Below are 19,322 nucleotides of genomic sequence, written 5' to 3'. Positions count from 1 at the left end.
TTGAGTTGGACTTACGTCTTATTACCTTATGCGTCCGGCGCGGTGATTTAATCAGTTGCCAAACAAGCCGGAGTATTGAGATAATTTTTAGTCTGACTCTCGCTCTATTGCATATGAGGTTTCAGTTCATGTCCTGCTACGCCGGGTGTCTGCGAAGCGGGGATTACCATTAACGAATAGTCTTAGTAGTACCGATAAAATGGCAGAGAAACGCAATATCTTTCTGGTTGGGCCTATGGGTGCCGGCAAAAGCACTATTGGGCGTCAGTTAGCTCAACAACTCAATATGGAATTTTACGATTCTGATCAAGAGATTGAGAAACGAACCGGAGCTGATGTGGGCTGGGTTTTCGATGTAGAAGGCGAAGAAGGTTTCCGTGACCGAGAAGAAAAAGTGATCAACGAACTCACGGAAAAACAGGGCATCGTACTGGCAACAGGCGGCGGCTCTGTGAAATCTCGCGAAACCCGCAACCGTCTCTCCGCCCGTGGCGTAGTGGTCTATCTTGAGACGACCATTGAGAAACAGCTGGCACGTACGCAGCGCGATAAAAAGCGCCCGTTGCTGCAGGTTGAAACGCCACCACGCGAAGTTCTGGAAGCGTTGGCCGACGAACGCAATCCGCTGTATGAAGAGATTGCCGATGTGACCATTCGTACTGACGATCAGAGCGCTAAAGTGGTTGCAAACCAGATTATTCATATGCTGGAAAGCAACTGATTCTGGCTTTATATACACTCGCCTGCGGGTAAAAGCATTAAAGGTGGATGTCGCGTCATGGAGAGGATTACAGTTACTCTCGGGGAACGTAGTTACCCTATCACCATCGCGGCTGGTTTGTTTAACGACCCAGCTTCCTTTTTACCACTAAAAGCGGGTGATCAGGCGATGCTGGTCACCAATGAGACGCTGGCTCCGCTTTATCTCGACCGCGTGCGTCACCTGCTTGAGCAGGCAGGCGTAAAAGTCGACAGTGTGATTCTGCCCGATGGCGAGCAGTATAAAAGCCTGACGGTACTCGATACCGTCTTTACCGCATTGCTGCAAAAACCGCACGGTCGCGATACAACACTGCTTGCCCTGGGCGGCGGTGTTGTGGGCGATCTGACCGGCTTTGCGGCCGCAAGCTATCAGCGTGGCGTCCGTTTTATTCAAATCCCGACCACGTTGCTGTCTCAGGTCGACTCCTCTGTCGGTGGCAAAACGGCAGTCAACCATCCCCTCGGCAAAAACATGATTGGCGCGTTCTACCAGCCTGCGTCGGTGGTGGTGGATCTCGACTGCCTGAAAACCCTGCCGAAACGCGAGCTGGCCTCTGGCCTGGCTGAAGTGATCAAATACGGCATTATTCTGGATGGCGAGTTCTTTAACTGGCTTGAAGAGAATATGGATGCGCTGCTGCGCCTGGATGAGGCGAAACTGGCATACTGCATTCGTCGTTGTTGTGAGCTGAAAGCAGAAGTTGTCGCGGCAGACGAGCGTGAAACCGGCTTACGTGCTTTACTGAATCTTGGGCATACGTTTGGCCACGCCATTGAAGCCGAAATGGGTTACGGCAACTGGCTGCACGGTGAAGCCGTCGCGGCTGGCATGGTCATGGCAGCCCGCACCTCTGAACGTCTTGGGCAGTTTAAACCGGAAGAGACGGCACGTATCATTGCGCTACTTGAACGTGCAGGTTTGCCGGTAACCGGGCCGCAGGAGATGTCGGCGCAGGCGTATTTACCCCACATGATGCGCGATAAAAAAGTATTGGCAGGTGAGATGCGTCTTGTACTCCCGCTTGCAATAGGGAAGAGTGAAGTGCGCGGCGGAGTGTCGCACGATGTCGTTCTTGGCGCCATTGCTGATTGCCAGCAGGCGTAACAACTAGAAAGGTCAGGCCACTGTTATCGGTGGTCGTTTAGCTTCAGGCGAAATGCAAAGACGTAGGCATAAGCCTTTGAGTGGGGTGTTAAATGGATGAATTCAAACCAGAAGACGAGCTGAAACCCGATCCCAGCGATCGTCGTACTGGTCGTTCTCGTCAATCTTCAGAACGTGATAACGAGCCGCAGATCAACTTTGACGATGTTGATCTGGATGCAGACGATCGTCGCCCTTCGCGCAGCCGCAACGCGCGTGATGAGCGAGAAGAAGAGGATTATGAGTCCGAAGAAGATTCAATGGACGAACAGCCTGTAGAGCGTCGCCCGCGTAAACGTAAAAAAGCCGCTGCGCAGAAACCGGCCTCCCGTCAGTACATCATGATGGGACTTGGCGTTCTGGTGCTTGTGCTGCTGATTGTTGGCATTGGCTCCGCGCTGAAAGCACCGTCCACCAACTCAACCGAACAAACCGCCTCCGCAGAGAAGAGCATCAACCTCTCCGGTAATGATGCGACGGATCAGGCGAATGGTGCACAGCCAGCGCCGGGCACCACTTCCGCTGAGCAGACTGCCAGCAACACAACGACGCCGCAGGATGTTTCTCTGCCGCCCGTTTCATCAACGCCTGCTCAGGGCCAGGCACCTGTCACGCCCGAAGGCCAGCAGCGTGTTGAAGTTCAGGGAGACCTGAACAATGCGCTGATGCAGCCGCAAAACCAGCAGCAGGTTGATAACGTTGTGGTTAACTCTACGCTGCCAACTGAACCTGCAACCGTCGCGCCGATCCACGGTGCTACCGCGCAGCCGCAGACGGCAGCAACGGAAACTAAACCGCGCCAGACGCAAACTGCGACGCGTCCTGAACGTAAGCAGGCGGTCATTGAGCCTAAGCGTGAAACCAAGCCTCAGGCCGTGGTAAAAGCGCCTGAAGTGAAAGCCGCACCGGCACAGCCGAAACGCACTGAAACGGCTGCCGTGAGCGAGCCGGCTAAAGCGCCAGTCACGCAGACTGCGCCGAAAGCGACGGCAACCACAACGGCACCTGCTGCCACCGCTGCGCCTGCCGCAACGGCGACGGCTTCAAGTGCTGCAGCAGGTAAATCAGCTGGCAACGTCGGTTCGCTGAAATCTGCACCGTCCAGCAACTACACGCTGCAGTTGAGCAGTTCGTCTAACTATGACAACCTCAACGGCTGGGCGAAGAAATCGAATCTGAAAAACTATGTGGTTTATCAGACAACCCGTAACGGACAGCCGTGGTACGTGCTGGTGAGCGGTGTGTATGCTTCTAAAGATGAAGCGAAGCGCGCCGTGGCGACACTGCCGGCAGACGTTCAGGCGAAAAACCCGTGGGCGAAGCCGATTCATCAGGTGCAGGCCGATCTGAAGTAATGTTTAAAGCGCAGGATGCTGTCGGAGCTTTCTCCACAGCCGGAGAAGGTGTAATCAGTTAGTCAGCATGAAAAAAAATCGCGCTTTTCTGAAATGGGCAGGGGGGAAATACCCCCTGCTCGATGATATTAAAAAGCACCTGCCAAAAGGCGAGTGTCTTATCGAGCCCTTCGTGGGTGCGGGATCGGTGTTCCTGAACACCGATTTTTCTCGTTATATCCTGGCGGATATCAACAGCGACCTTATCAGCCTCTATAACATCGTTAAGCTGCGTACCGATGAGTATGTGGAAGAGGCGCGCAAGCTGTTTACGCCAGAGAACAACAGCCCTGACGTTTACTATCAGTTCCGCACGGAATTTAATCAGAGCCAGGATCCGTTCCGCCGCGCGCTGCTGTTCCTTTACCTCAACCGTCATGGTTACAACGGCCTGTGCCGGTATAATCTGCGCGGCGAATTTAACGTGCCGTTTGGTCGTTATAAGCGCCCGTACTTCCCGCAGGACGAGCTGTATCATTTTGCGAAGAAAGCGCAGAATGCAGAGTTCCACTGCCTCTCCTATGAAGAGTGCATGGAACTGGCAGGCGTAAACTCGGTGGTTTACTGCGATCCGCCTTATGCGCCGCTGTCTGCGACGGCGAACTTCACCGCCTACCACACCAATAGCTTCAGCCCGGCCGAACAGGCCCGCCTGGCGGAGATGGCGGAAAAACTGGTCAGCAAAAGAATTCCGGTGTTAATTTCAAATCACGATACCCCTGATACGCGCGAATGGTACAAAGCCGCGAAGCATTTTCAGGTTAAGGTGCGGCGTAGCATTAGCAGCAACGGCGGCACACGTAAAAAGGTGGACGAACTCCTGGCTCTTTATCGCCCCTGAGCCGTTTTGCCCGCCGGTAAACACATTTCAAGGAGATGCGGATGAAACAGTTTTTGATTGCCCCCTCAATTCTGTCGGCCGATTTTGCCCGCCTGGGTGAAGACACGGCGGAAGCTCTCGCAGCTGGCGCAGATGTCGTCCATTTCGACGTTATGGATAACCACTACGTTCCCAATCTGACCATCGGTCCGATGGTGCTCAAGGCCCTGCGTAACTACGGCATTACCGCACCGATCGACGTTCACCTGATGGTGAAGCCTGTCGACCGCATCGTGCCTGACTTCGCCGCAGCGGGCGCCAGCATTATCACTTTCCATCCGGAAGCCTCTGAGCACGTTGACCGCACGCTGCAGCTGATCAAAGAGAACGGCTGTAAGGCGGGGCTGGTGTTTAACCCGGCAACACCGTTGAGCTATCTCGATTACGTGATGGACAAGCTGGACGTGATTTTGCTGATGTCCGTCAACCCGGGCTTTGGCGGCCAGTCGTTCATCCCTCACACGCTGGATAAGCTGCGCGAAGTGCGCCGGCGCATTGACGAGTCTGGCTATGATATTCGTCTTGAAGTGGACGGCGGTGTGAAAGTGAATAATATTGGCGAAATTGCGGCAGCGGGCGCGGATATGTTCGTTGCAGGTTCGGCAATTTTCGACCAACCGGATTACAAAAAAGTCATTGATGAAATGCGCCGCGAGCTGGCGAAGGTAAGTCATGGATAAATTGCAGGCAATTCGGGGTGTGGCATTCGACCTCGACGGCACGCTGGTGGACAGCGCGCCGGGCTTAACGAGCGCCGTCGATCAGGCGCTGTATGCACTGGAACTGCCCGTTGCGGGCGAAGATCGTGTGATTACGTGGATTGGCAACGGTGCCGATGTCCTGATGGAGCGCGCGTTGACGTGGGCTCGTCAGGAACGCGCGTCGCAGCGTTCCGCGCAGGGGAAACCAAGCGTCGATCACGCCGATATCCCGCAGGATGAGCAGCTGCGTATTCTGCGCAAGCTGTTCGATCGCTTCTACGAAGAGACCGTCGAGGAGGGGAGCTTCCTTTTCCCGGACGTCCAGGAAACCTTGAGCGCGCTGCACGCGAAAGGCATCCCGCTGGGGCTGGTGACCAACAAGCCGACGCCGTTTGTTGCGCCGCTGCTGGAGGCGCTCAATATCGCGAAATATTTCTCCGTGATTGTAGGCGGGGATGACGTGCAGAACAAAAAGCCGCATCCGGAGCCGCTGTTGCTGGTGGCAGGAAAATTATCCTTAACGCCTGCGGAGCTGCTCTTTGTCGGGGATTCGCGTAATGATATTCTGGCTGCCCGAGCGGCGGGGTGTCCTTCCGTCGGTTTAACCTATGGCTACAACTACGGTGAGGCCATTACGCTGAGTGAGCCGGATGTTGTGTTCGACCACTTCAAAGATTTGTTGCCCGCACTCGGGCTTTCGCACAGTGAACATCAGGAATTGAATAATGACTAAGCCCATCGTTTTTAGTGGCGCACAGCCTTCAGGTGAATTGACCATTGGTAACTACATGGGTGCGTTGCGTCAGTGGGTCAGCATGCAGGATGACTACCATTGCATTTACTGCATCGTAGATTTGCATGCTATCACCGCGCGTCAGGATCCTGAGAAGCTGCGCAAAGCCACCCTGGACACCCTGGCCCTCTATCTGGCCTGCGGTATCGATCCTGAAAAGAGCACCATTTTCGTTCAGTCTCACGTGCCGGAGCATGCGCAGCTGGGCTGGGCGCTGAACTGCTATACCTATTTCGGCGAGCTGAGCCGCATGACCCAGTTCAAGGATAAGTCTGCCCGCTACTCTGAAAACATCAACGCTGGCCTGTTCGACTATCCGGTGCTGATGGCGGCCGACATCCTGCTGTACCAGACCAACCAGGTGCCGGTGGGTGAAGACCAGAAGCAGCACCTGGAGCTGAGCCGTGATATCGCCCAGCGCTTTAACGCGCTTTACGGCGACGTATTCAAAGTGCCAGAGCCGTTTATTCCGAAATCCGGCGCGCGAGTGATGTCGCTGCTGGAGCCAACCAAGAAGATGTCCAAGTCTGACGATAACCGCAACAACGTTATCGGCCTATTGGAAGATCCGAAATCGGTGGTGAAAAAGCTCAAGCGCGCGGTCACCGACTCCGACGAGCCGCCTGTGGTGCGCTACGACGTGCAGAACAAAGCGGGCGTCTCCAACCTGCTGGACATTCTCTCCGGCGTGACCGGCCAGAGCATTCCCGAGCTGGAAAAACACTTCGAAGGCAAGATGTACGGCCACCTGAAGGGTGAAGTGGCAGAGGCCGTTTCCGGCATGCTGACCGAGCTGCAGGAGCGCTATCATCGTTACCGTAACGACGAAGCTTTCCTGCAAAAAGTGATGAAAGAGGGCGCAGAAAAAGCCAGCGCGCGCGCGTCCGAAACCCTGAAAGCGGTGTACGAGGCGATTGGGTTTGTGGCGAAACCTTAAGCCGCTACCCGACAAATACGGACTCAATAAAAAAACCGGGGAATCCCCGGTTTTTTTACGCCTGAAAAACGCTTACTGCTGTGCCGCCGGGCCGCAACCGCCGATGATCTTCGAAATGGAGATCGCCGGATGCAGCAGGTAATCGTAGCTGCAGTTATTTTTAGTATTTTGAACGTGACCGGTGCAGGCGGTCAGAGTCGATAACAGGCCAACCAGAACGGCGGCTTTTGCCAGCTTGAACATACGCATTCCTTGTCAAAAAATCTTAAATTGGATGTAACACGAGGGAATAAATGGAAAAGTTCCACTATGCGAGCGGTATGTTATCGACTGAGGTATGAAGGGAGTAGTCCGCTTAAGGACTACTCGAAGGGGGGAGAATATGCGTTAGTGATTCGAGAACCAGTTCAGCTTATCGCGCAGTTCAACCACGCGACCCACCACAATCAGTGCCGGGCTTTCGACCTGCTGCGCCAGCTCACCGAGCTGCGTCAGCGCGCCATTCACCACGCGCTGCTTGATTGACGTCCCGTTTTCCACCAGCGCAACGGGCATATCAGCCTCCATGCCGTGCTCCAGCAGTTTCGCCTGGATAGTGGCGGCCTGGTTCAGCCCCATGTAGAACACCAGCGTCTGCTTTTCAGCGGCCAGGTTATGCCAGTCCAGCTCGCTGCCGGTTTTCAGGTGGCCCGTGACCAGACGCACGCTCTGGGCGTAGTCTCGATGGGTCAACGGAATGCCTGAGTAGGCTGAACAGCCGGACGCCGCCGTTATGCCCGGCACCACGGAGAACGGAATGCCTGCATTGCACAGGGTTTCCAGCTCCTCGCCGCCGCGGCCAAAGATAAACGGATCGCCGCCCTTAAGGCGCACCACGCGTTTTCCCTTTTGCGCTTCACGCAGCAGGATCTGATTAATCTCCTCCTGCGGCACGCAGTGGTAGCCTGCCCGTTTACCGACGAAGACGCGGTCGGCGTCGCGGCGCACCAGGTTCATGATGTCATCGGAGACCAGGCGGTCATACACCACGATATCCGCCTGCTGGATCTGCTGGAGCCCTTTCAGGGTCAGTAAACCCGCATCTCCCGGACCAGCCCCGACCAGCACCACTTCACCACGGTGATCCAGCGGCTCGCTCAGCAGCTGCTCGGTCGTCTCTTCAATCGCTTTCGCGTCCTGATTCGCCAGCGACTGCGCCAGCCTGTCGTTAACGAAAAATTTCTCCCAGAAGCGACGACGCTCACCCACGGTTGAGAAGGTTTGCTTCACGCGGGAGCGAAGCTGCCCGGCGTAGTGGGCTATCTGGCCGAGATGCTGCGGCAAAATAGCTTCCAGTTTTTCCCGCAGCAGGCGGGCAAGTACGGGCGAGCGGCCGCCGGAAGACACCGCGATCATCAGCGGTGAACGGTCGATAATCGACGGCATGATAAAGCTGGCCTCTTTCGGCGCATCCACCACGTTGCAGAAGATCCGGCGCGCTTCGCAGGCGTCGCTGACGCGCTGGTTCACTTCATCGTCATCCGTCGCGGCAATCGTCAGCCAGCAGGTATCCAGCAGGGACTCATCAAACTCCCCCTGCACCAGCGTGAGCATCCCTTCCTGAGCCCAGACGTCAAACTGCGGAGCGAAGGTGAGGGCATTGACGGTCAGTCGGGCTCCAGCATCCAGCAACAGGCGCGCTTTGCGTTCAGCCACATCGCCGCCGCCCACAAGCAGGCAGTCGCGATGGCGTAATTGACAGAAAATCGGCAGGTGGTCCACGACGTTACCTCACAGCATTCAAGGAGGGGGTAAGAATTGACGTCAGGATAACAGCAGGAATCGTACAGAACATACGGTTTTTCCTGCCGTTACCCATAAGGGGTCATAAGCCTTTCCTATTGGAAAGGCGGAGGGTTACGCTTTGAGCTGCACCTTGCCGTCCTTCACGCGGGCGTCGTAGTGCTTCACCGAGAAGCTTTCATCTTCCATGCAGTGCCCGTCGGTTAAGCGGAAACGCTGCTTTTTCAGCGGGCTGGCGACCCACAGCTCACCTTGATGTTCAGCAATCAGACCGCGGGAGAGCACGCTGGCCTCAAAGAACGGATCGATATTGCTGATGGCAAAGACCTGTTCATCGTGGCGAGGGCGGAAAATAGCTACCTGCTCGTTACCCAGCAAAGCACAGACGCCGGTTGCTGGCAGAATGTCGTTAATGTTGCAGATGTTTACCCACTGGCTCATGCGTTTTCCTCCACCAGCATCACCGGAATGCGTTCATACGGGGTTGCAGGACGATGCTGTTCGCGCTCCGGCACCACTTGCACGTTCGGGTCGCGCTGGGTGCTGTTGATAAAGTGTTTGAAGCGCGTCTGCGCCGCCGGGGTGTTGACGGTTTCGGTCCACTCGCAGATCACCGCCTCGCGCAGGCGAGCCATCTCGGATTCCAGCTGTTCGTTCAGACCCAGCTTGTCATCAATGATGACCGACTTCAGGTAGTCGATACCGCCTTCCAGGTTATCGAGCCAGGAAGCGGTACGGGTCAGCTTATCGGCGGTACGGATGTAGAACATCATGAAGCGGTCGAGATACTGGATCAGCGTGTCGCGATCGAGATCCGCCGCCAGCAGGTCCGCGTGGCGTGGTTTCATCCCGCCATTGCCGCACACGTACAGGTTCCAGCCTTTCTCGGTGGCGATGATCCCTACGTCTTTACCCTGCGCTTCCGCACATTCACGGGTACAGCCGGAGACGCCGAACTTCATTTTGTGCGGGGTACGGATGCCTTTGTAGCGGTTTTCCAGCTCGACGCCGAATCCCACGCTGTCGCCCACGCCGTAGCGGCACCAGGTGCTGCCCACGCAGGTTTTCGCCATACGCAGCGCTTTGGCATACGCGTGACCGGTTTCGAAGCCCGCTTCAATCAACTGACGCCAGATTTCCGGCAGGTCATCCTTCTGCGCGCCAAACAGGCCGATACGCTGGGAACCGGTGATTTTGGTGTACAGATTAAATTCACGGGCGATACGGCCCACGGCGACCAGCCCTTCCGGGGTGATTTCGCCACCGGCGGAACGCGGAATGACGGAGTAAGTACCGTCTTTCTGGATGTTCGCCAGGAAGTTATCGTTGGTGTCCTGCAGCGGCGTGTGTTCTGGTTTGAGCACGTACTCATTCCAGCAGGACGCCAGCAGGGAGCCGACGGTCGGTTTACACACTTCACAGCCGTAACCCTGGCCGTGTTTCTCCAGCAGTTCGTCGAAGGACTTGATGCCTTCCACGCGGATCAGGTGGTACAGCTCCTGGCGAGAGTAGGCGAAGTGCTCGCACAGGTTGTTGTTCACTTCGATGCCCTGTTTCGCCAGTTCAGCGTTCAGCACCTGAGTCACCAGTGGAATACAGCCGCCGCAGCCGGTACCGGCTTTGGTTTCGGCCTTCAGCGCCGCAACGGTGTGGCAGCCTTTGTTGATGGCGGAGATCAGCATGCCTTTGGTGACGTCGAAGCAGGAGCAAATCTGCGCGCTGTCCGGCAGTTTATCCACGCCGATAGATGGTTTACCGCTGGAGGCGTGCGCCGGCAGGATCAGCGCGTCCGGGTTTTCCGGCAGCTCAATGGCGTTCAGCACCAGCTGGAGCAGGTTACCGAAGTCGCTGGTATCGCCCACCAGCACCGCACCGAGCAGGGTTTTGTTGTCCTGGCTGACGATAAGGCGTTTGTAGACCTCTTTGCTTTCGTCCAGATAGACATAGCTGCGGGAGTTCGGGGTGCGGCCATGCGCATCGCCGATACCGCCTACGTCCACGCCCAGCAGCTTCAGCTTGGCGCTCATGTCTGCGCCGGTGAAGGCGTTTTCGCTGCCGAGGATATGGTCCACGGCGACCTGCGCCATTTTGTATCCTGGCGCCACCAGACCGTATACCCGGTTATTCCAGCTGGCGCACTCGCCGATGGCGTAGATATCCGGATCGGAGGTCTGGCAGGTATCGTTAATCATGATCCCGCCGCGCTGGGCTACGGCCAGGCCGCACTGCGTGGCGAGCTTGTCGCGCGGACGAATACCGGTGGAGAAGACGATGAAGTCCACTTCCAGCTCGCTACCGTCGGCAAAGCGCATGGTTTTACGCGCCTCTGTGCCTTCCTGCACGATCTCTTTGGTGTTCTTGCTGGTGTGAACCTTCACACCCATGCTTTCGATTTTACGACGCAGCTGGTCGCCGCCCATGTGGTCCAGCTGTTCCGCCATCAGCATCGGGGCAAATTCGATAACGTGGGTTTCAACGCCGAGGTTTTTCAGCGCGCCTGCCGCTTCCAGGCCCAGCAGGCCACCGCCAACAACCGCACCGCGTTTGCTTCGACGAGCGCAGGATTCAATGGCGTTGAGGTCTTCAATGGTACGGTAAACGAAGCAATCCTGGGTTTCCGACCCTTTAATCGGCGGGATCCACGGATACGAGCCAGTCGCCATGATCAGCTTATCGTAAAAAACCGTACGCCCGGCGCTGGAGTGGATCACTTTCTCCTGACGGTTGATGGTGATAGCGCGTTCGCCCACCAGCACTTTTACGCCATGCTTCTCGTAGAACCCTTCGCGCACCAGAGAGAGCTCTTCGGCGGTATGGTGAGAGAAGTAGGAAGACAAGTGCACACGGTCGTACGCCTTGCGGGGTTCTTCACAGAACACGGTAATATCGAACTGGTCAGCATCGGCTTTATCGAGAAGATCCTCAATAAAGCGGTGGCCGACCATGCCGTTACCGATGATAGCGAGTCTGACTTTGCTCATTTTTGCCTCGATTTCTTTTCTATTACTGCCTACCTTAACGATTCAGCAGGGGCACTTATTGATGCAAATCAAATACGCCTTCACCTACTCCTTAGTGGGTATATCTATGATTTGTCAGGTTTTTTATAAGTAACGGATATTGTTTGATTTTTGTGCTTGCTTGTTTTTCGCACAAATTTGACGGGGTTTTTTACGAATCGGCAGTCAGAGCGGGTAAGCAGAGTAAAACCCCTTTGCAGAACGCAAAGGGGTTTTGACGATTAGTGGGTAGCCGTTGCCGTATTGTGCTGACGGTGACGGGTCACGAAGCCCAGAATGAAACACATGATAAACACCACGGCATACAGACCGTTAGCGGTGTGCAGCGCGGCCAGCGGGCCGCTGTGCGCCACAATCGGGCCCGTGACCACGAAGGTCAGCATGGTGCCGATGGTGCCGCAGGTCAGCACGAAGTTCACCAGCTTTGGTGAAGCTACTTTGGTCTGCAGGGAGCCCAGGGTGATGATTGAGGTGTAAATCGCGCTGGAGAAGAAGCCCAGGGTCAGGATGAACCATGGCATATGCTCCGGGGCACCGTTGATGAACAGATACATCAGCACGGTCGCCAGACCCGCCAGGACGGTCAGAATACGTTGCAGGTCGAAGAAGCGCAGGATGAAGCTAAAGGCCCACATGCCGAACATGTAAGACATCCAGAAATCGCTCACCAGTTTGCCCGCGTCGTTCAGGCTCATGCCCAGACCTTTGGCGTATTCAGGTACCCACGAGATAAAGCCCAACTGACCGAGGATGTAGCACAGGGCGGCAATGGAGAGGAACAGCACGCCGATACCCCATTTTTCCTTCGCCACCGGCTCTGAGGTGGTCTGCGCTTTTTTGCCCAGCACCGGGAAGTCACAGCCGAAGGTAAGAATGAAGATCGCGACATAGACCAGACCGATACAGGCGTATACCCAGTACCATTCAATGCTGCGCGCGAGCAGATACGCGGCGACCATCGGGAAAATCATCCCGGCCATGCTGAAGAAGGAGTCGGTAAACAGCAGGCGCGCGCCGCGCTGGCGGCCTTCATACATGTGCGTAATAAGGAACGTACCGATCGACATCGTGATCCCGCTGACAAGGCCCAGCACGAACATGGCGGCGGAGAACAGGGCGATGCTGTGGCTCAACATCAGGCCCGCCACGGCGGCAACCATCAGCACGAAGCCGAAGCGCAGCTGGGTTTTCAGCGGGACGATTTCCATCAGCCAGGCATTCAGGAAAATTGAGATCAGGATCCCCGCGTTGAGGAAGGTGAAGGTGTTACTCATGCTGGAAACGGGCAGCTGGAAGTAGTCTGCGATATTTCCCATCACCATCCCGGTGACGATCACCAACGCGCCGGTCAGGGCGTAGGAGAAGAAGCTTATCCATGTGAGCTTGATGCGATTGCTGTTAGTCATGTCTGGCCTGTTCAGAAAAAGAAAAGCGCCGGAAGGGCGCTGAGAGCGGGCAGATTTTAGTCGCTAAAGTGATCTATTCCTATCTTTTAAGGGAAATGAATATGCCATTGCAGGTTTTAGTGTGATCTAAGTCACACTAAATGGCGGTATAACCAATCGTTTGCGCAGTAATAATTGTTTCAATTTCGTAAAATTAGGTAAAAGGCTGGTCTCGGTTCATACTGCTCTTTAGAATCAAGCCATTCGCTTTTTATACTGCGCTTTGTTAAGGAATTCTCATGCTCAAATCAACACTGGCGGCTGTCGCAGCTGTGTTTGCTCTTTCTGCCGTTTCCCCTGCTGCGCTGGCAGCCAAAGGGGACCCTCACGTTCTGCTGACCACCTCTGCCGGGAACATTGAGCTGGAACTAAATAGCCAGAAAGCTCCGGTTTCTGTGAAAAACTTCCTCGACTATGTGAACAGTGGTTTCTATAACAACACCACCTTCCACCGCGTGATCCCTGGCTTCATGATTCAGGGCGGCGGCTTCAACGAGCAGATGCAGCAGAAACAGCCTAACCCACCCATCAAAAACGAAGCGGACAACGGCCTGCTGAACAAGCGCGGCACCATCTCCATGGCGCGCACGGCGGATAAAGACAGCGCCACCAGCCAGTTCTTCCTCAACGTGGCGGATAACGCTTTCCTCGACCACGGCCAGCGCGACTTCGGCTATGCGGTCTTCGGTAAAATTGTGAAAGGGATGGACGTGGCGGACAAAATCTCTCAGGTTCAGACACACGATGTCGGTCCATACCAGAATGTGCCGTCTAAGCCAGTGGTGATTCTCTCCGCGAAAGTGCTGCCGTAATCGTTCTCCCACACGGGCATATCCTGCCCGTGTCTTTCAGCCCTCCCTGCGAAAGCGCGTTTTGCTGCTTATACTTGTGGCAAACGGACTATTCAGGGAGGCGTTAAGTGAAAAAACTCACCGATAAGCAAAAATCCCGTCTCTGGGAGCAACAGCGTAACGTCAATTTTCAGGCCAGTTGTCTCCTTGAAAAAGGTAATGGTCCTTCAGAGCCCGGCATTGAGACGCTGGAGCTTGGGCCTTCAGCGCCCGGGCTACCGCATCTGTGCCTCATTCATCGCCATCTGTATCACAGAGAGATGAAGCAGGCAGGCGAATTCCGTACCGACGATATTTTTAAGGGTGACATTCCCTTCTGCCATTTTGAGTACATCGAGACGATGGGTAACGAACTGATGGCGGCGCTGGAAAGTGATAAGTATCTTGTGGGTCTTGAAAAAGCGGCGTTTGTTGAAAAAGTGAGCCATTACTACTGTGAAATCAATATGCTGCATCCCTTTATGCGCGGTAATGGCATTGCTCAGCGCGTCTTCTTTGAGCAGCTGGCCATCCACGCGAATTACGCGCTGGACTGGCGGGATATTGATCCCGAGCAGTGGGTGGCGGCGAACCGAAGCGGTGCCACGGGCGATTTGACCGCGCTGAGCGCTATCTTTGCCAAAGTAGTGAGCGAAGCGCGGGAATCTGAGTAGAATAGGGCGGCATTTTTTTCGGGAGCCGCCATGATTCTGCTGATTGATAACTACGATTCCTTCACCTGGAACCTTTACCAGTATTTTTGTGAACTGGGTGCAGAGGTGGTTGTCCGCCGCAACGACGAACTCAGCCTGTCTGATATTGAGACGCTGGCTCCGCAGAAAATCGTCATTTCGCCGGGGCCGTGTACGCCATCGGAATCGGGCATTTCTCTGGAGGTTATTCACCACTATGCCGGCAGGCTGCCGATCCTGGGCGTCTGTCTCGGTCATCAGGCGATTGCCCAGGCATTTGGGGCTACCATCGTGCGTGCCGCGAAAGTGATGCACGGCAAAACCTCGCCGGTCACCCACACCGGCACGGGCGTATTCACAGGGCTCAATAACCTGTTAACCGTGACGCGCTACCATTCGCTGGTGATTGACCCACCGACGCTGCCCGACTGCTTTGACGTGACCGCCTGGAGCGATACGCAGGAGATCATGGGGATTCGCCACCGCGAGTGGGATCTCGAAGGCGTCCAGTTCCACCCTGAAAGTATCCTCAGCGAGCAGGGGCACGCACTGCTGGCAAATTTCCTCAATCGCTGAATATCTGTTGCCTTGCTGTGAGTTTTTATGCATATTTTGTGATTATATTTTCACAATGAATGTGACATAAAATGGATGGGCATGACATGGCAACTGAACAACCAGCAATTACCCGCGCGACATTCGATGAAGTGATTCTGCCGATTTATGCACCGGCTGAGTTTATCCCGGTGAAGGGGAAAGGCAGCCGCGTCTGGGATCAGCAGGGCAAGGAGTATGTGGATTTCGCGGGCGGTATTGCGGTCACGGCGCTGGGCCACTGCCATCCTGCGCTGGTGGACGCGCTGAAAACCCAGGGTGAAACCCTGTGGCACACCAGCAACGTGTTCACCAACGAACCTGCGCTGCGCCTGGGCCGCAAGATCATTGATGCCACGTTTGCCGAGCGCGTGCTGTTTATGAACTCCGGCACCGAAGCCAACGAAACCGCCTTTAAGCTGGCGCGCTACTACGCAACTACGCGCCACAGCCCGTACAAAACTAAAATCATCGCCTTCCATAACGCCTTCCACGGGCGCTCCTTCTTTACCGTCTCCGTTGGCGGCCAGCCGAAGTATTCCGACGGCTTCGGTCCGAAACCAGCCGACATTATCCACGTGCCGTTTAACGATCTGCACGCGGTGAAAGCGGTGATGGACGACCACACCTGCGCGGTGGTGGTGGAGCCGATTCAGGGCGAAGGCGGCGTGACCGCGGCAACCCCGGAATTCCTGAAAGGGCTGCGCGAACTGTGCGACGAACATCAGGCGCTGCTGGTGTTTGATGAAGTGCAGTGCGGGATGGGGCGTACCGGAGAGCTGTTTGCCTATATGCACTACGGCGTGACGCCGGATATTCTGACCAGCGCCAAAGCGCTCGGCGGCGGTTTTCCGGTGAGTGCGGTACTGACGACGCAGGAGATTGCCTCTGCGTTCCACGTCGGGTCTCACGGCTCGACCTACGGCGGTAACCCGCTGGCGAGCGCCGTGGCGGGCGCCGCGTTCGACATCATCAACACGCCAGAGGTGCTAAACGGCGTTAGCGCGAAACGCGAGCTGTTTGTGCAGCATCTCCAGCAGATTAACAATAAGTACGACGTATTCAGCGAGATCCGCGGCATGGGGCTGCTGATTGGTGCGGAGCTTAAGCCGCAGTACAAAGGCCGCGCGCGCGATTTCCTGCACGCAGCCGCCCACGAAGGCGTCATGGTGCTAAACGCTGGGCCTGACGTGATGCGCTTTGCGCCGTCGCTGGTGGTGGAAGAGAAAGATATTGAAGACGGGTTAACCCGCTTTGCCGCGGCGGTCGAGAAGATCGTAAAAGGCTAATACTCGGTTCGCTTTAACCGCCGGGTTAACCAAATGCCGTGATGCGGGCGCTGACGCCATGCCACCGACGAAATGGTGTGCATGGTGTTCAGATGTCCCAGCACGCGCTGCAAATGCTGCTCCAGGGTGCTCATCGGGCCGTGGGTCAGCGTCTCCGGTGCCTCCAGAATGTTCGAATCCCCCGACTCGCCCGGCGCGTCATACTCCAGACGCTGCTGACACCGCTGCAACGCAATTTCACAGGACTGCAAATAGCGCTGCGCCAGATCCGGCGTCAGCATTGTGTGTTCGCGCGCCAGCGTGGTCATGGCGTTAATGTGCTCGACGATAAACTGGCTGTGCGTGACCCACAGCTTCATATCGGCAAGATAGTGTGAGTTAAAGCCCGGCTCCTGCATCGCCTGGTTGAGCGAGTTAAACAGGGCGTTGTGCGCCTGGTTGACCTTCATCCGCTGATACGCCAGCGGGGAAGGCTGCGGATCGTCGCTCAGGATCAGACGAATGGCCTGCTGATCGGCCTCCAGCGCGTCGTGGGCGTTCTGCCTCAGCAGCCCGCTCTGCCACTGCGGCCACAGCCAGACCATGCCCCCAAAGGCGATCAGGCAGCCGATCAGCGTGTCGATCAGGCGGGCAACGATGAACTGTTCGCCGTTAAGCGTCAGCAGCTGCAGGGTATATACCGCCGTCACCGTAAAGCCCACCATCGCCCAGCCGTAGTTTTTGCGAATGATTAGATAGCTTACCAGGGTGACCACCAGCATCCCTGCCAGGGTATAGCCCTCGGGCACGTGAAAATGCAGCGTCACGCCCGCAATAATCAGCCCCGCCATCGTGCCGCCTGCCCGGTGCAGAATGCGCACCCGCGTGGCGCCATAGCCGTTCTGGGTAACAAACAGCACGGTCATTAAGATCCAGTACGGTTTCGGCAGGTGGAGCGCCATGCCCATCAGGCTGGCGATACTGAGCATGACGCTAATCCTTGCAGCGTTGCGCAGAGCGGAAGATTTCAGAGACAGGTAGCTTCTCAGCGCCGGCAGCAGCGGCAGACGTTTCTGTTTATCCGCCATCAGGTCACGGGAATAAAGCGGGCGCTGGGTGCGCAGCACGCGGGCGATGCGGCTGAAGTGCCAGGCGGCAAACTGGCCGACCGGGTTATCCGGGTGCTGACGGGCGATTTTCTCCAGCGCGCCGAGCTGTTTGTCCATGTTAAAGCGCGTGGGGTAGCGGTGGTAGAGAATATCATCGGCCAGCACCCGCAGGCGCGCGGAGACGGTTTGTGCGTTCCAGCGGATCACCGCTTCGGCATGGCTGCGCTCAACCAGCTTTTGCACCTCCTGCGGGTGGTGAAGGCTAACGGAGATATGCTCCTGAAGATCCAGCCCCACCTGAAAGGTGCGCAACAGCCGTTTATATTCGTGGTTCTTGTTGGCGGCGAGCATATGCAGCTGCTGATAGCATTGGCTTATCAGGTCTACCACCTTTTGCTGGCGCGTCAGCAACGGCGGTAAGGATTTTTCCGGATCCGTATGCTGGGTGAGCAGAGTGTATTTGGCTTCACAGTAATCCGCAAGCTGCACGTAGAGCAGGCTCAGAGATTCGCGCAGCGGCTGCTCCCGCCACAGCCAGAACCAGAACCAGTTAAACAGCCCGTACCACAGCGTGCCGAGGGCGTAGATCAGCAGCGGCTCCCACACGGGCATATTACCGGCGAGGCTCAGGGTGAAGATGGCCGCAATGAGTGACGCGGGAAGCAGACGGGCATGGAGCGAGCTGATTTCGGCGGTGACGCCGAGGGTCATCGCCAGCACGGTCAGGATCAGCGGCAGGGGAATATCGCGAGCCAGCAGAAGCTGCACCGCGAGGCTACAGCCAGCAAACAGCGAGCCGCCAATTATCAGACGTTTGAAAAAGCGTTTATGGGGCGTGTCCAGACCGGCAATGTTGCAGCAGGCGGGGACGAGAGAAAACAGCAGGCCCTGCTGAAGATGTCCCAGGATCAGGCCCACGGCCACGGGAAGACATAGCACCAGCGTTTGTCGTAGTGCGTAGTTAACTTCCGGGTGATAGATCAGCCTGCGCCACATGGGGAATAGAGACAAAAACGGCGTGACACCTTGCGATGGCACGCCGTTTAGGCAGGATTAACGGGTTCCGTAAACCACGATGGTTTTACCGTGGGCGGAGATCAGGTTTTGATCTTCCAGCATTTTCAGAATACGGCCCACCGTTTCGCGGGAGCAACCGACGATCTGACCGATTTCCTGACGGGTAATTTTAATTTGCATGCCGTCCGGGTGGGTCATCGCGTCTGGCTGTTTCGCCAGGTTCAGCAGAGTCTGCGCGATACGGCCAGTCACGTCCAGGAAGGCGAGGTTACCCACTTTCTCTGACGTCACCTGCAGACGGCGCGCCATCTGGGAAGAAAGACGCATCAGGATGTCAGGGTTTACCTGAATCAACTGACGGAATTTCTTATAAGAAATTTCAGCCACTTCACATGCTGTCTTTGCGCGAACCCAGGCGCTACGTTCCTGGCCTTCTTCAAACAGGCCCAGTTCACCGATAAAATCGCCCTGGTTCAGATAGGAAAGGATCATCTCTTTGCCTTCCTCATCTTTGATCAGCACTGCCACCGAGCCTTTGACGATGTAATACAACGTTTCCGCTTTTTCACCCTGGTGAATCAGCGTGCTCTTCGATGGGTACTTATGAATGTGGCAATGAGACAAGAACCATTCGAGAGTCGGGTCTGTTTGCGGTTTGCCAAGCACCATGCGCTGTTATCCTCTGTTATAAGCTGTCACCAGAGTCATCAGATGCATCCGGACTCTGGGGTTGCAATCGAATTCTTACCCATACCCTGGGAAGTCGGCTGTCGTAACGTTTCGCAGCCAGTAAAGTTTGATGTCCTCTGCATACATGTGTAACGTCAATGTATTACTGTAGCATCCTGAGTGTTTTAGCATAGCTTTTGCCGCGTGTCTCCTGGTGTCTCGCTTCAGCATGATGCAGGTCGCCTTCCATTGCGAGAAATGTAACGCACGCGTAATCTGTCACCA

General features: G+C 56.0%; 18 protein-coding genes. 11 read left to right on the top strand and 7 right to left on the bottom strand.

Features of this window, described 5'->3' with window-relative positions; all coding sequences use genetic code 11:
• The first annotated feature begins 199 nt into the window (after window positions 1-199).
• The 7 genes from aroK to trpS all read left to right on the top strand — a co-directional run bounded on the left by aroK (window position 200) and on the right by trpS (window position 6,611).
• Window positions 200-721 carry a shikimate kinase AroK gene (gene aroK, locus DG357_RS21035; protein ID WP_003861630.1) on the top strand — a complete coding sequence of 174 codons (522 nt, stop codon included), beginning with the start codon at window positions 200-202 and terminating at the stop codon, window positions 719-721.
• Between the two features lie 57 nt (window positions 722-778).
• Window positions 779-1,867 (top strand): 3-dehydroquinate synthase, encoded by a 1,089-nt coding sequence (aroB, locus tag DG357_RS21030; protein WP_041911921.1) that lies wholly within the window; start codon window positions 779-781, stop codon window positions 1,865-1,867.
• A 92-nt stretch (window positions 1,868-1,959) separates the two neighbouring features.
• Window positions 1,960-3,261 (top strand): cell division protein DamX, encoded by a 1,302-nt coding sequence (gene damX / locus DG357_RS21025; protein WP_088205099.1) that lies wholly within the window; start codon window positions 1,960-1,962, stop codon window positions 3,259-3,261.
• A gap of 67 nt (window positions 3,262-3,328) precedes the next feature.
• The gene (dam, locus tag DG357_RS21020; RefSeq protein WP_028014659.1) at window positions 3,329-4,141 is read left to right on the top strand and encodes an adenine-specific DNA-methyltransferase; all 813 of its coding nucleotides are present in this window, start codon (window positions 3,329-3,331) and stop codon (window positions 4,139-4,141) included.
• Between the two features lie 41 nt (window positions 4,142-4,182).
• Window positions 4,183-4,860: a ribulose-phosphate 3-epimerase gene (gene rpe / locus DG357_RS21015; protein ID WP_023333698.1), complete on the top strand. Its 678-nt coding sequence runs from the start codon at window positions 4,183-4,185 to the stop codon at window positions 4,858-4,860.
• Window positions 4,853-5,614 (top strand): phosphoglycolate phosphatase, encoded by a 762-nt coding sequence (gene gph, locus DG357_RS21010; protein ID WP_028014658.1) that lies wholly within the window; start codon window positions 4,853-4,855, stop codon window positions 5,612-5,614. The genes rpe and gph overlap by 8 nt, the downstream gene beginning before the upstream one ends.
• Complete coding sequence (gene trpS, locus DG357_RS21005) at window positions 5,607-6,611, top strand: tryptophan--tRNA ligase (RefSeq protein WP_088205098.1); 1,005 nt, start codon at window positions 5,607-5,609, stop codon at window positions 6,609-6,611. The genes gph and trpS overlap by 8 nt, the downstream gene beginning before the upstream one ends.
• A 72-nt stretch (window positions 6,612-6,683) precedes the next feature.
• Here the strand turns inward: trpS and DG357_RS21000 are convergent, their stop codons facing one another.
• The 5 genes from DG357_RS21000 to tsgA all read right to left on the bottom strand — a co-directional run bounded on the left by DG357_RS21000 (window position 6,684) and on the right by tsgA (window position 12,819).
• Window positions 6,684-6,854: a YhfL family protein gene (locus DG357_RS21000; protein ID WP_008503029.1), complete on the bottom strand. Its 171-nt coding sequence runs from the start codon at window positions 6,852-6,854 to the stop codon at window positions 6,684-6,686.
• A 144-nt stretch (window positions 6,855-6,998) separates the two neighbouring features.
• A complete protein-coding gene (gene cysG, locus DG357_RS20995) occupies window positions 6,999-8,372 on the bottom strand; it encodes a siroheme synthase CysG (RefSeq protein ID WP_048959304.1) in 1,374 nt (457 codons plus the stop codon).
• A gap of 135 nt (window positions 8,373-8,507) precedes the next feature.
• Window positions 8,508-8,834: a nitrite reductase small subunit NirD gene (gene nirD / locus DG357_RS20990; protein WP_045259347.1), complete on the bottom strand. Its 327-nt coding sequence runs from the start codon at window positions 8,832-8,834 to the stop codon at window positions 8,508-8,510.
• Entirely contained in the window at window positions 8,831-11,374 is a 2,544-nt protein-coding gene (gene nirB, locus DG357_RS20985; protein ID WP_028014653.1) for a nitrite reductase large subunit NirB, read from the bottom strand. The genes nirD and nirB overlap by 4 nt, the downstream gene beginning before the upstream one ends.
• 260 nt (window positions 11,375-11,634) lie before the next feature.
• Complete coding sequence (tsgA, locus tag DG357_RS20980) at window positions 11,635-12,819, bottom strand: MFS transporter TsgA (RefSeq protein WP_045259345.1); 1,185 nt, start codon at window positions 12,817-12,819, stop codon at window positions 11,635-11,637.
• A gap of 278 nt (window positions 12,820-13,097) precedes the next feature.
• Here tsgA and ppiA point away from each other — a divergent pair, with 278 nt between their 5' ends.
• The 4 genes from ppiA (at window position 13,098) to argD (ending at window position 16,263) form a co-directional block, all read left to right on the top strand.
• Complete coding sequence (ppiA, locus tag DG357_RS20975; RefSeq protein WP_032644556.1) at window positions 13,098-13,670, top strand: peptidylprolyl isomerase A; 573 nt, start codon at window positions 13,098-13,100, stop codon at window positions 13,668-13,670.
• 107 nt (window positions 13,671-13,777) lie between these two features.
• Entirely contained in the window at window positions 13,778-14,362 is a 585-nt protein-coding gene (locus tag DG357_RS20970; protein ID WP_028014650.1) for a putative adenosine monophosphate-protein transferase Fic, read from the top strand.
• A 30-nt stretch (window positions 14,363-14,392) separates the two neighbouring features.
• On the top strand, window positions 14,393-14,956 hold the full coding sequence (gene pabA, locus DG357_RS20965) for an aminodeoxychorismate synthase component 2 (RefSeq protein ID WP_088205097.1): 564 nt from the start codon (window positions 14,393-14,395) through the stop codon (window positions 14,954-14,956).
• 86 nt (window positions 14,957-15,042) lie between these two features.
• Window positions 15,043-16,263 (top strand): bifunctional acetylornithine/succinyldiaminopimelate transaminase, encoded by a 1,221-nt coding sequence (argD, locus tag DG357_RS20960; protein WP_175437393.1) that lies wholly within the window; start codon window positions 15,043-15,045, stop codon window positions 16,261-16,263.
• On the opposite strand, the gene DG357_RS20955 is transcribed toward argD, so the two are convergent.
• Both DG357_RS20955 and crp read right to left on the bottom strand, forming a co-directional pair.
• A complete protein-coding gene (locus tag DG357_RS20955; protein ID WP_059357226.1) occupies window positions 16,260-18,347 on the bottom strand; it encodes a YccS/YhfK family putative transporter in 2,088 nt (695 codons plus the stop codon). The genes argD and DG357_RS20955 overlap by 4 nt on opposite strands.
• A 57-nt stretch (window positions 18,348-18,404) precedes the next feature.
• Window positions 18,405-19,037, bottom strand: coding sequence for a cAMP-activated global transcriptional regulator CRP (crp, locus tag DG357_RS20950; RefSeq protein WP_000242758.1), 633 nt, complete (start codon window positions 19,035-19,037; stop codon window positions 18,405-18,407).
• Between the last annotated feature and the right edge of the window lie 285 nt (window positions 19,038-19,322).

This window comes from Enterobacter bugandensis, assembly GCF_900324475.1.
In the GTDB taxonomy this organism is placed as follows: Bacteria; Pseudomonadota; Gammaproteobacteria; order Enterobacterales; family Enterobacteriaceae; genus Enterobacter; species Enterobacter bugandensis.
This window is presented reverse-complemented; position numbering and strand designations above follow the sequence as displayed.